Below are 12569 nucleotides of genomic sequence, written 5' to 3' on the forward strand. Positions count from 1 at the left end.
CACACAAATGTAACGAAAAAATAATAGCATACTTTAAAATAATAAACGTTAAATTTTTTATACAAAAAACGATTTTGACATTTGTCAATGTTTTTCTCTTTAATATACTTTAATTTTGAAATGGATTAATAATTGAACAATGATAAGTGAACTTGAAGCCTTAATTCAAAGCAAATTAGAATTAAAAAATGACGAACTCGAAACCATTCTTTCCTGCTTTAAATTAATACAAGTAAAAAGAAACGAACAACTGCTTAAAAGTGGTTCAGTTGCAGACAAAATATTTTTTATCAAAAAAGGATGTCTGCGATTGTATTATAGTACCGAAGATCATACTATTGCCACTCGTTTTATGGCTTTTGAAGGTACTTTTTTAACTTCCATTGTCAGTTTTATTTCCAGAGAACCCAGCAAAGAATATATTGAAGCTGTAGAAGCATCAGATCTTTTGGCTATTTCTTATCACGATTTTTTCAGACTTAGAAATACTATTCCGCAATGGGATAAAATGTACATTTATATACTCGAATACGGTTTAACAGTCATTACTTCTAAACTTAGTAGTTTGCTGACTCAAAACGCTGCTGAACGTTATCGTAATCTTCTGAAAAACAATCCAGAACTTATACAAAGATTATCCAACGCAAATCTTGCGGCTTATCTTAATATTTCTCCCGAAACCTTAAGCAGAATAAAATCACAGATCTAATCGTCTGTACACTATCAAAAAAAACAAAAACAACTCAAAAAACATTTTTTATCATGAGAAGTGATGAAGTAAAAAAGGGCGTTCAGCGAACGCCTCACAGATCCTTATTGCGAGCTACAGGCTTGAAAAATGAAGATTTTAGCAAACCTTTTATTGGTGTTGCCAATTCTTTCATTGAAATTATTCCGGGACATTTTTTCCTGAATAAAGTATCTGAAATTATTAAAGATGAAATTCGTGCGAATGGTTGTGTACCTTTCGAATTCAACACAATCGGAATTGATGACGGAATCGCAATGGGTCACGACGGAATGTTATATTCATTACCAAGTCGTGAAATTATCGCGAATTCTATCGAAAGTGTTATGAATGCGCACAAATTAGATGCGATGATTGCTATTCCAAATTGCGACAAAATTGTTCCTGGAATGATTATGGGTGCGCTTCGTGTAGATGTTCCAACCATTTTTGTGAGCGGCGGACCAATGTCTAAAGGGTACACCAAAAACGGAACGGCAATCGATTTGGCATCTGCTTTTGAAGCCGTTGGAAAACATGAAGCAGGAAAAATATCAGACGAAGAATTGTATGATATTGAATGTAATGCTTGTCCAAGTGGTGGAAGTTGCTCCGGAATGTTTACTGCAAATTCCATGAATACTTTGATGGAAGCTATGGGAATTGCGCTTCCAGGAAACGGAACCATTTTAGCACAAACGCCAGAACGTGAGCAATTGTATCGTGAAGCTGCCAGACGAATTTGTGATATCGCAAAAGACCAGCAAGCAATTGAAAAATTCAAACTAAAGAATATCTTAAACGAAAATGCAGTAAGAAACGCTTTTGCAGTTGATATGGCAATGGGAGGCAGTACCAATACTGTTTTGCACATGCTTGCCATTGCCAACGAAGCCAATGTCGATTTTAAATTGCAGGACATTAATACCATTTCTGGGAAAGTCTCTCATATTGCTAAAATTTCTCCAAGTTTGAGCACCGTTCATATGGAAGACATTAATAGAGCGGGTGGCGTAAATGCTGTCATGAAAGAAATAAACAAAAGAGGTTCAGGTGTTTTGTTTGACAATTTGACCATTAGCGGAGAAACTTTATTGGAGAAAATTGCTAATGCCGAAATCAAGGACACCACAATCATTCACACCATAGATAATCCGTACAGTAATGTGGGCGGACTGGCAATTTTATACGGAAATCTTGCCGAACAAGGTGCCGTAATTAAAACTGCTGGACTTACTGGAGGGCGCGTATTTACAGGTAAAGCTGTTTGTTTTGACGGTCAAGCCGATGCTATTGCCGGAATTATGATGGGAAAAGTAAAAGCTGGAAATGTAGTAGTTATTCGTTATGAAGGCCCAAAAGGCGGACCAGGAATGCAGGAAATGCTCTCTCCTACCAGCTTAATTATGGGAATGGGATTAGGAAGTTCTGTTGCTTTAATCACCGACGGAAGATTTAGCGGTGCAACCAGAGGCGCTTCAATCGGACACGTTTCTCCTGAAGCAGCTGAAGGTGGTATGATTGGTTTGGTTAAAGATGGAGACGAAATTCATATCGATGTAGATCAATATATTTTGTCTGTAAATCTAACTGACGAAGAAATAAAAGCACGAAAAGAAGCTTTTCAGCCTTTGAAAAAACCTTTAAACTCAAAATGGTTAAGTCAATACAGAGCGCTTGTAACCAATGCCAGTACAGGCGCTGTTTTGAAAACCGACCTAGACTAAAAACTAAAAATGCTAAACTTAAAGTTTAGCATTTTTTTTATGCCAAATCTTCAATCAAACAGATTTCAAAAGTTGTTTTTCCTTTTTCATTTTTATTGAGAATGTAACCGCCGTGTGCTTCTACAATATTTTTCGATAAGGTTAAACCTATTCCTGCTCCTTCATTTCGCGTTGTGAAAAATGGAAGAAAAATTTTGTCTTCAATTTCTTTTTCGATTCCTTTTCCGTTGTCTGATATTTTAATAAAAACACGGTTTTCATTGGCTTCAGCCGAAATAAAAATTTGTTTTTGTTCTAAATTTTCTAATGCCATAACCGCATTTGTTAGTAAATTTATTAATACCTGTTCCATCTGCTGCTGATCGATATTTACTTTGCAATTGAGCGTCATTGTATTCTCAAGCACTACATTTTCCTTCTTAAATATGGGACTCATAATTTGCAAACAGTTATCAATCAAATGCTGTAACTCCATTTTTTCTTTTTGTGGAGAAGGAAGCATCGCCAGTTTTCGATACCCTTCTACAAACTTCTGCAGATGATCACTTCTTCGCAACATCGTTTGTACGCTATGTTTGATGTCTTCCAAATCTTCAGAAGAAAGTGAATCCTGCTCTACTAAATCTTCCAGATTCTGGCAGATGGAACGGATTGGCGTTATCGAGTTTAAAAGTTCATGCGAAATTACTTTCATCAAATTGATCCACGCATCTTTCTCTTTTTTCTCGACTACATTCTGAATCGAATCCAATAAAACAATAAAATAATCCTGATTAAAAATCTCTGTACGCGAAGCCTGCAAAACAAAGGTTTGTTTGTGCTGTTCGTTTATGCTTAAATCTATCGAAGTTTTAATTTCATGGAAATCATCTTTTTCTATAATTTCACATAAAGAGGGAAGTTGGTTTTTAAGGTATTTCCATTTTGAAACTTTCGGAACATTAAAGTGACTCGAAAAATAGTCATTCATCAAAAACACATTCCAATCTGTTTCTTGTTTTTGCAGAATGACAACTCCTGTTTCAATATTATTCAGAATCGAACGGTAAATAATATCTCTTGAAATCTGCTCGTTATGTTTATTTTTTAATGTTTCATACAATTGAAACAATTCAGCATAACTTTTATTGAATTTCTGTTTGGAAAAATCCGAAGTAAAATCATTCTGTAGAATCGAAGAAATGGTTTTATTGTAAATCATTACCATATTTCGCACATAAAAATACATTTCGCGAGCCAGTAGAAAAACCATGCAGAAACCAAATATTCCTGTAAAAAGTAAACCAATTTTAAAGAAATAAATCGACAATTCAATTCCGATTACGATTAAAATTAACCGAAGGAAAATGAGTTTATAAGTTTGTAATGTCTTCAACATATTAGCTGATATTGATATTATATTTTTCTAAACGTCTGTACAAAGCACCTCTCGAAAGTCCCAATTCTTCAGCCGTTTTACTAATATTATTATTGTTTTTCAAAAGTGCTTTTTCTACCGTTGCTTTCTCCACAGATGAAAGCTGAATATCTTCTGAATGCTCTTCATAAGGCGTTACAACCTCTAAATCCAAATCGGAAACTGTGATTTTGTTATTCTCACAAAGAATAACAGCGCGTTCGATTTTATTTTCCATTTCGCGGATATTTCCATTCCAAGCATGTTTTTCAATTTGTTCGAGTACTTTTTTATCAAAAACAATTTCATCCCTGCCATACTTTTCAATCATTTTATCCAAAAGATATTCTGCTAACGGAATCTTATCTTCGTATCTTTCTCGTAAAGATGGCAAAATAATTTCCATCGTATTAATGCGATAATACAAGTCTTCACGGAAGTTTTTATCGGCAACCTCGAGTTTTAGATTTAAATTGGTTGCCGTAATAATTCGAACATTCAAAGGTCTAGCTTTGGTTTCTCCTAATCTGGTTACGGTTTTGGTTTGAATAACTTGTAGTAATTTAGATTGTAAATGAAGCGGAACATTTCCAATTTCATCCAAAAAAATAGTTCCGTTCTGAGCCATTTCAAAACGTCCGGGTGTATCTGTTTTGGCATCTGTAAAAGCGCCTTTCGCGTATCCGAATAATTCACTTTCAAAAATATTAGCATTTAAAGAACCTAAATCAACGGCCACAAAAGGTTGATTTTTTCTTTCGGATTGTGTATGAATATGATGCGCTAAAACGAATTTCCCTGTACCGTTTTCACCCAAAATCAAAACATTGGCATCGGTTTTGGCTACTTTATCGGCAAGAGCGTATGCTTTTTTAATAATATCCGAATTACCCACAAAAAAGTCGTTCTTAATCTCGACTTCTTTGATTTTCTTCTGCTCTTTACGTGCTTTATCGACCGCTTGTTTTACCGATTCTAAAAGTTTTTTATTTTCCCAAGGCTTTAAGATATAATCAAAAGCACCAGATTTTAAACCTTCGACAGCCGCTTCTACTTTTCCAAAAGCGGTCATCAATATCACCACTGTTTTGGGCGAAAGTGTTTTTATTTCCTTCAACAAATACAAACCTTCTCTCCCATCTTCAAAACCAATTCTGTAATTCATATCCAGCAAAACAACATCGATGGCATTTTTGGCCAATAATTCGACAATATTTTTTGGATTATTAAGTGTATAAATGTGCTCAAAATACTTTTTCAGATACACTTTGGAGGCAAAAAGTATGTCTTCCTGATCGTCGATGATTAAAATAGAAGCGTTCGTTTTTTTCATTGTTGTTCGGTTTTGGACGAAAGGTGTCCACTTATGGACAGTTTAGTTTTTTATTCAAAAATAAATCGCTAAAAACAAAGTAGTTACAAGGTTTAATTTCTTGGCATGAAAATCACATTAGAACTTGTAAATCATTAATTATTAACGCCTTTCGGAAGCACAAATAACAAAATAAATAACGATAATTTGAAATAATTTATCTTAATTTTCAACCTTGTTTCTGTCACTTCCGAAGACATAAAAATTTTAAAAGAAAATCAATCAAAAATCAAAAACGTCAATTATGATTACTATTAAAAAACTTTCAAAAGTATTTAGAACTGAGGAATTAGAAACAAAAGCATTAAGCGAAATCTCATTAACCATCAATCAAGGTGATTTTGTATCGATTATGGGACCATCAGGAAGCGGAAAATCTACTTTATTAAACATCATCGGACTTTTAGACAGCGCTTCAGACGGAAGCTATCAGCTTTTGAATCAGGAAATGGTGGGTTTAAAGGAAAAACAAAAATCACAAGCCAGAAAAGAAAATATCGGATTCATTTTCCAAAATTTCAATTTAATCGATGAATTATCGGTTTTCGATAATATAGAACTGCCTTTGATTTATAGCAATGTTCCTTCTGCCGAAAGAAAATCCCGCGTAAATGAAATGGCAAAAATATTAGGAATCGCGCATCGTTTAAAACATTTCCCGCAGCAACTTTCAGGTGGACAACAACAGCGTGTAGCCGTAGCGAGAGCTTTAATCAATAATCCGAAAATTATTTTGGCCGATGAACCAACAGGAAATCTAGACAGTAAAAACGGTAATGAAGTTATGGAATTGCTAACCGATCTGCATGCCAGTGGTTCGACAATCTTGATGGTTACGCACTCTGATTATGACGCTTCTTTTTCGCAAAGAACCATTTTGATGAAAGACGGGATGATTCTGTCCGAAAAAATAAATCATAGAAATGTGGATGTTTTGGTAAATGCTAATAACTAAGACTATGCTTAAAAATTGGACAAACATATTCATATATCATATCAGGAATAACAAATTCTTTACGATACTAAATATTCTAGGCTTAAGTATTGGAATTGCAGGTTTGATTTTTGCAATTCTATATTGGAACGAAGAGCATTCTTACGATCAATTGAACCCTGAAAGAGATAAGATTTATAGTGTAATGAACGATTTTGGAGGCGGCAATATCTGGACAACAAACTCTCCTATTCCGGGCCGAATGTTAAAAGCAACTACTTCCTATGTAGATCAATATTGTTATTTCAGGTCAAATTATACAAAAGAAACTATTCAGTATAATGGAAAAACCGAATTGATTGATAAAATCTTTTCAGCCCAAAGCAGTTTCTTTTCTTTTTTTCCTTTTGAATTTGTGCAAGGTAATTCTAAAACCGTTTTTCACGACCGAAACAGCATGGCTCTTTCAGAAGAAACTGCTGCTCAAATTTTCAAAAATGAAAATCCGATGGGTAAACAGGTGAAATATGCTGATCAAATCTTTGTTGTACGAGGTGTTTACAAAATGCCTAAAAAATCATCGATAATGCCTAATGTAATTACCCAAATTGTACAACAAGATTTGGATAGAAATAAGGACAATTGGGGATTTAGTTATGGCTTAATGCTTAAACTAAAAAAACAAAGTGATACGACCGCAGTTATTCAAAATTTAGATAAAATTTTTCTAGAAGACAACTACAAAAAGCAAGCAAAAAGCGAAGGTTTATCTCTTCAACAATTCATCAAACAATATGGTGAACCTATAAAAGCAAGACTTCTTCCGTTCACAAAAGCAAGATTATATCAAGGAAATTATGCTTTCCCAGAAGGAAATGCCAACCTGCAGTTTTTAAAAATAATAATGGGTTTATCGGTTCTTATTTTAATATTATCGATTGTCAACTACATCAATATGGCTACTGCAAATGCTGTTAAGCGGGCGAAAGAAGTTGGAGTTCGTAAAATTATTGGCGCATCTAAATTTCAAATTGTAGCGCAATTTGTTTTTGAAACCACGCTTATCACATTGTTTTCTGTTTTATTGGCAATGGTAATTGTAGAACTTTCACTTCCATTTTACAACTCATTTCTGGGCAAAAATCTTCAACTTATCGGAGCGCAATTTTATCTACAGCTGATTGTGATTTTCTTCTTTGTTATATTGGTTTCTGGCGTTTTCCCAGCAATTTACATTGCAAACTTTGAAGTTTTAAAAGTCTTAAAAGGAAATTTTTCAAGAAGTAAAAATGGAGTCTGGATTCGTAACGGAATGCTGGTTTTACAATTTTCGATTGCTACTCTTTTTATCATCGGATCCTTTATTGTTTACAAACAAGTAAATTATATGATGGACAAAGATTTAGGCTTTAATGGAGCGCAAGTCATGGATATTTCTTTTAAACCTCAAAAAGGAAAAAATCAATATGAAAGATACAAAACAATTAAGCAGGAAATTTCAAAAATAGAAGGTGTTGAAGCCGTTTCGGCAGGATTATTTTCTATTGGAAGTAACGAAAATTCTTGGCAAGGACTTCATTATAAAACCAACAAGGAACTTGTCACCCAACAAATGGGTGTTGATTTTGGCGAATTGGAAATGTTAGGCATCAAAGTACTGAAAGGAAGATATTTAAGCGATAAATTTACTACTGATAGTATATCGAGCGCATTGTTGAATGAAACTGCTGCGAAAACACTTCAGGAAAAAGATCCTTTAAATAAAGAGGTTGTTTTTGGGGGTCAGAAATTTAAAGTTATAGGTATTGTTCAAAATTTCCATTATATCGGAGTGGAATATAATGTTGCTCCTATGATTTTCTTTCATATTAAATCTTTTGACTGGATGTCTAATGATATGCGAAATATTTCTGTAAAAATAGCTCCGGAGAATATGTCGAAAACTATTGCTGCCATTGATAAATTCTGGAAAGCAAACGTAGATCAGGAATATCCTTTTGAATTTGATTTCGTGAATAAAAACTTTGCAAGAACTTTTAAGAAATATGAAGATCAAAGAAACCTATTTGCTTTATTGAATGTTGTGGTAATCTTAATTGCCGTTTTTGGTTTGTTTGCTTTGGCTTCATTTTCGATGGAAAGAAGACTTCGTGAAATCGCGATTAGAAAAACACTTGGCGCAGAAACCAATACCTTACTAAAAGAATTATCGAAACAATACATTCTCTTTTGCATCATCGGATTCTTTATTGGTATTATTCCATCGTACATTTTATTACAGAAATGGCTTGAGAATTTTGCCTTCCGAATCGAGATTCCGTTACTACCTTTTATTATGGCTTTTCTGTCCTTGCTAATTATGACGCTTACAATCGTTTTGGCAAAAGCCTATCAGGTAACCAAAGTAGATGTTTTACGCTATTTAAAATACGAATAAGAAATTTCCATAAATGAAAAAAGCTGTGCAAAACACAGCTTTTTTTATTCTTTTATGTCAATCAACTCATAACTCATAACTAAAAAAAACTATTTCTTAGTAAATCCTTTTCTAGTCATTTCGCCCCAGCCTTTGGTTCCCATAATTTTTTCTTTATAACCAATTAGAGCCGAATAAACCGTTAGTGGATGAAAATACAACGGTTCTATAAAAGCTGCCATTAGAAGTTTAAAGAAATCGGCTTGTTTTGGATATTTATGATAGGTTTTTTCTTCACTGAACAAAGCAATAACAGAAAAGAAAACCGCAAATGAATACACAAACAGTAACAGCAAAATAAAGAAATGCCAATTAAGCAATCCAAATATGATGAAAACTACTGTGATAAGAAGACCAATAAACTCAATTGCCGGTGCCAAAAATTCGAACAAAGTCCAATACGGCACACTCAACATTCCTAACAACTTGTATTTGGGGTTCAGGAACATTTTTTTATGAAAACTTAATGTTTCTATAGTTCCTCTCATCCATCGGCTACGTTGTTTTTTAAAAATAGAAAAATCTTCAGGAGCTTCTGTCCAACAAAGCGGGTCTGGAATATAACTTACGGCATAAGGAAGTTTATTTTCCAACATATAGCGACGCATTCTCACGATAAGCTCCATATCTTCACCCACCGTTTTAGTATTGTATCCACCAGATAAGATGGCGATTTCTTTATCAAATGCACCAAAAGCACCACTAATAAGCAATAAACCATCTAGTCTTCCCCATGCCATTCTTCCTAAAAGAAAAGCTCTCAAATATTCTAAAACCTGAATTCTAGGCAACATGCGATCCGGAATATTAACTTCGACCAAACGTCCGTTTTTTATCACACACTGATTGGCAATTCTAACGACTCCTCCAGTGGCAATAATACGTTTTCCGTGAGATTCTAAAAACGGTTTTGCCAATTTTAAAAGAGAATCTTTATCCAAAATACAATCAACATCAATGCAGACTACATAAGGATTTTCGGCAATATTAAGTCCTACGTTTAGCGCATCTGCTTTACCTCCATTTTCTTTGTCAACTACAATTAATTTCTTGTACGCAGCATTTCTTGAAGTGTAAACTCCTCTTATCTTTTTGGTTTCAATCTGTGGATTAAATTCGCGTTCCGACAAGACTAAATCATAAGTCTTGATTAGGATTTCCATCGAATTGTCTTTACTTCCATCGTTCACCACAATGGCCTGATAATTATTGTAATTAAGAGACAATAGTGACTTTACATTTTCTTCGATCGTCATTCCTTCGTTGTAAGCAGGTGCGATCAATGAAAGTTTTGGAGCAAATTCGCTCGTTAACAAAACTTCATAATCGACAAAGCTATTTTTCTTAAGATAACTTCTGAGTTCTTTTGTAGAAAGATAAGCCAATAATAAATAGGAAGACATGATTAGTATGGCATACCCCAATATCAGGAGTATGTAGATATGCAAAAACCATGTTAATTCAGTCGTAAAAAAAGTCATTTTCTTATAAAATTAAACTGTTAGTGCCTGCAAAATGCTTTGCGCTTCGTATTTTATTATATTGTTTGGAGCTTTAGCTTCTAATTGAGCTACAAAAGGAATTTTCTGTGTCAGTTTGAGTTCTTTTATAAGCTTTAAGCCGAGTGCAATAACAGTTGTATTTTGTGATTCTAATAAAAGTTCAATTCCTTCTGTGTCTCCAACATCATGTTTTTTAAAAGCGCTTATAATATTTACCTGCGTCCAGTCATCAATAGGATCGGAATGTTCCGTCAGGTAAACTATACTTTGGGTTCCCGCAAGTTTGATACAAGCATTTATGGCTGTAATCTTTAAAGTCTTATTTCGTCCTTTAGAATAGGTTATTATCGTATCAAAAGCATCGGCAATATTAAACTCGGCAAGTTCTGTAATTCCTTTACATTTAACTTCCCATTTAATGCTTTTTAGTTTTTTAAAGGAATCTTTTATTAAACCAGATTCTTTGTAAAACTGCTCTATTTTCTTTGCATAAATACCTTCATAATTTTTATGCAGATTGATAATCGATTCTATCATTACTTCCCTAAAAAAGGAAGTATCAAAACGAACCAAAAAGTTTTTATTATTTTTAACATCATCAAATGAAAGATCTTCGAAAATTACCGAAGCCATAATCTTTTCAATCTCTGTATTATATTCAATACTAAGTCTTTCTCTCTTTATCGTTCTGTTTCTGCTTGCTACGATGTATAAGTACAAAATGAAAGACGCAGCGACAAAAAAGTAGATTGAAAAAGTGAGAAATGGCACTACCCAATTACCGTTTTTATATAGTTCCCAGATTTCTTCCATACTAAAAACGTTTCGTTACAATCAGTTGAACGTTGAATCTATTTCTATATTCTCCTGGTATATATTCTTCTCTTTCGTAAAGGAATATTGGACGTACAAAAAATGATTCGCCCAAACGATGCTGGTACTGAATTCCTGCTCGATATGCTTTTAATGGCGTTGTAAAATTATTGTACAGATACAAATACGGAACGTTTCCATATTGAAGTTCAAATCTTAAAAGACTTTCTTTCTCTTCATTTACTTTCTGCAAGCTTAAAACATGAGAAAACAATTCGTTTGAAGTATCGTAATACGGTCTGTAAGCAACTGTATAAGTTCCTGCTGTGTAAGCCAATTGTCCTGTAAGCAATGTAATATCGTCTGATTCAAAATGCATAAAACGTGCACCAAGTGAATAATCAAACTTTTTATATGGCTTAAAATAGTATTCTAAACCTGCTTTAGCTACAGGAAATATCGTTTCGCCAGTAGAAACACCTCCATTTGCATACAAATAACTTTTGTTGGAAAAGGTCTGATAAAAATCGGCTTCAAATAATGCTTGCGTATCATTACTAACATTTCCTACATTCGCACGACCTACAAGGGCAGATTTATTGAATTTATGCGAATATTCGACATAACCATAATGAAATGGAGCTTGTCCCGGTTCTGATGTCGAAACATTTAAATAAGAAACCGAAACGGCATTTTTTGATTTGTGACCAATAAGCGTTCGAATTCCTTTAAAAGCCTGAGTACTATTGTCAATATAGGCTGATTTTTCTATCAATTCTAATGCTTCTTGATCTCGGTTTAATTTTTCCAGACAAGTCGCTTTGATCTTTAAAACATCAATAGATTTAGGATCTAAAACAAGGTATTTATCACAATAGGTAACGCATTTTTCGTATTGCTCTGTCCAGAAATAAACATTAACAATAGCTTGTAAAGCTTCTTGATTCGGATTAACTCTGTCGGTCATTGGAGTTAAAATCTTTATAGCAGTTTTATAATCCTTTTTCCAGCTGTAAATACGAGCAGTGTAGGTTTGTATATCTTCATCCTGAGGATATTTCGCACGCAAAGGTTCTATGAGTGATAAGGCTTTATCGTAGTTTCCTTTTTCAACTTCACGTTTGACATTTGCTAAAGTTTCTTCTGGATTAATTTCCTGCCCAATAGCGAAAGAAGAAATAAACAGTAGTATTATGGAATAATAGATATACTTCATTAGAAATGTGTTTTTAGTAATTTATTAATCCGCACTAAAAGCACCGCAGGGCTTACTGGTTTTGCAATAAATTCGTTTGCGCCTATGTCAAAAGAATCTAATTCTGTTTGTTCAACACCTGAAGAAGTAAGTATAATAATAGGAGTTTCAGAATTTATGGTTTGTCTTACATACTGCGTAATTTCCATTCCGCTTTTTCCTGGCATATTAATATCCGTAAGGATTAAATCATAATTATTGGTTTCGATTGCGTCTAGGGCATCTTTTCCATCAGAAAACTGGTCAACATTAAATCCTTTTGATTCTAAGAAAAAAGATAATGATTTGCGTAGGATGTCATTATCTTCGGCTAAAATAATTCTCATTTTTTTAAAATTTTAACTTGGGGCAAACTTTAATTATAACA

At 33.8% G+C, this 12569-nt stretch carries 10 protein-coding genes; 4 read left to right on the top strand and 6 right to left on the bottom strand.

The genetic code is table 11. From position 1 onward, the window contains the following. The first annotated feature begins 139 nt into the window (after window positions 1-139). Window positions 140-709 carry a Crp/Fnr family transcriptional regulator gene (locus NQQ59_RS03250; protein ID WP_144213569.1) on the top strand — a complete coding sequence of 190 codons (570 nt, stop codon included), beginning with the start codon at window positions 140-142 and terminating at the stop codon, window positions 707-709. Window positions 710-762: 53 nt separating this feature from the next. Continuing rightward, window positions 763-2454 carry a dihydroxy-acid dehydratase gene (ilvD, locus tag NQQ59_RS03255; RefSeq protein WP_144213571.1) on the top strand — a complete coding sequence of 564 codons (1692 nt, stop codon included), beginning with the start codon at window positions 763-765 and terminating at the stop codon, window positions 2452-2454. Between the two features lie 37 nt (window positions 2455-2491). On the opposite strand, the gene NQQ59_RS03260 is transcribed toward ilvD, so the two are convergent. Then, a complete protein-coding gene (locus NQQ59_RS03260) occupies window positions 2492-3832 on the bottom strand; it encodes a sensor histidine kinase (protein WP_144213573.1) in 1341 nt (446 codons plus the stop codon). 1 nt (window position 3833) lies between these two features. Next, the gene (locus NQQ59_RS03265) at window positions 3834-5183 is read right to left on the bottom strand and encodes a sigma-54-dependent transcriptional regulator (protein WP_144213575.1); all 1350 of its coding nucleotides are present in this window, start codon (window positions 5181-5183) and stop codon (window positions 3834-3836) included. 283 nt (window positions 5184-5466) lie between these two features. Between NQQ59_RS03265 and NQQ59_RS03270 the strand changes: the two genes are divergently transcribed. Together NQQ59_RS03270 and NQQ59_RS03275 are read left to right on the top strand one after the other, a co-directional pair. Further along, window positions 5467-6177: an ABC transporter ATP-binding protein gene (locus NQQ59_RS03270; RefSeq protein WP_144213577.1), complete on the top strand. Its 711-nt coding sequence runs from the start codon at window positions 5467-5469 to the stop codon at window positions 6175-6177. A 4-nt stretch (window positions 6178-6181) separates the two neighbouring features. Further along, entirely contained in the window at window positions 6182-8593 is a 2412-nt protein-coding gene (locus NQQ59_RS03275) for an ABC transporter permease (RefSeq protein WP_144213579.1), read from the top strand. Window positions 8594-8682: 89 nt separating this feature from the next. On the opposite strand, the gene NQQ59_RS03280 is transcribed toward NQQ59_RS03275, so the two are convergent. The 4 genes from NQQ59_RS03280 to NQQ59_RS03295 are packed head-to-tail and all read right to left on the bottom strand — an operon-like array spanning window position 8683 to window position 12528. Next, window positions 8683-10113, bottom strand: a complete 1431-nt coding sequence (locus NQQ59_RS03280) for a glycosyltransferase family 2 protein (RefSeq protein ID WP_144213581.1) — start codon at window positions 10111-10113, stop codon at window positions 8683-8685. A gap of 12 nt (window positions 10114-10125) precedes the next feature. Then, window positions 10126-10947, bottom strand: a complete 822-nt coding sequence (locus NQQ59_RS03285) for a hypothetical protein (RefSeq protein ID WP_144213583.1) — start codon at window positions 10945-10947, stop codon at window positions 10126-10128. A 1-nt stretch (window position 10948) separates the two neighbouring features. Further along, window positions 10949-12163, bottom strand: a complete 1215-nt coding sequence (locus NQQ59_RS03290; protein ID WP_144213585.1) for a YaiO family outer membrane beta-barrel protein — start codon at window positions 12161-12163, stop codon at window positions 10949-10951. Then, window positions 12163-12528, bottom strand: a complete 366-nt coding sequence (locus tag NQQ59_RS03295) for a response regulator transcription factor (protein WP_144213587.1) — start codon at window positions 12526-12528, stop codon at window positions 12163-12165. Before NQQ59_RS03295 ends, NQQ59_RS03290 begins: the two co-directional genes overlap by 1 nt. Between the last annotated feature and the right edge of the window lie 41 nt (window positions 12529-12569).

It is taken from the genome of Flavobacterium panacis, from assembly GCF_024649945.1.
Taxonomy (GTDB): domain Bacteria; phylum Bacteroidota; class Bacteroidia; order Flavobacteriales; family Flavobacteriaceae; genus Flavobacterium; species Flavobacterium panacis.

Bases quoted from the DNA above. Each gene is read 5' to 3' on its own strand.
- NQQ59_RS03250 (WP_144213569.1), top strand. From the start codon at position 140: ATGATAAGTGAACTTGAAGCCTTAATTCAAAGCAAATTAGAATTAAAA.
- ilvD (WP_144213571.1), top strand. From the start codon at position 763: ATGAGAAGTGATGAAGTAAAAAAGGGCGTTCAGCGAACGCCTCACAGA.
- NQQ59_RS03260 (WP_144213573.1), bottom strand. From the start codon at position 3,832: ATGTTGAAGACATTACAAACTTATAAACTCATTTTCCTTCGGTTAATT.
- NQQ59_RS03265 (WP_144213575.1), bottom strand. From the start codon at position 5,183: ATGAAAAAAACGAACGCTTCTATTTTAATCATCGACGATCAGGAAGAC.
- NQQ59_RS03270 (WP_144213577.1), top strand. From the start codon at position 5,467: ATGATTACTATTAAAAAACTTTCAAAAGTATTTAGAACTGAGGAATTA.
- NQQ59_RS03275 (WP_144213579.1), top strand. From the start codon at position 6,182: ATGCTTAAAAATTGGACAAACATATTCATATATCATATCAGGAATAAC.
- NQQ59_RS03280 (WP_144213581.1), bottom strand. From the start codon at position 10,113: ATGACTTTTTTTACGACTGAATTAACATGGTTTTTGCATATCTACATA.
- NQQ59_RS03285 (WP_144213583.1), bottom strand. From the start codon at position 10,947: ATGGAAGAAATCTGGGAACTATATAAAAACGGTAATTGGGTAGTGCCA.
- NQQ59_RS03290 (WP_144213585.1), bottom strand. From the start codon at position 12,163: ATGAAGTATATCTATTATTCCATAATACTACTGTTTATTTCTTCTTTC.
- NQQ59_RS03295 (WP_144213587.1), bottom strand. From the start codon at position 12,528: ATGAGAATTATTTTAGCCGAAGATAATGACATCCTACGCAAATCATTA.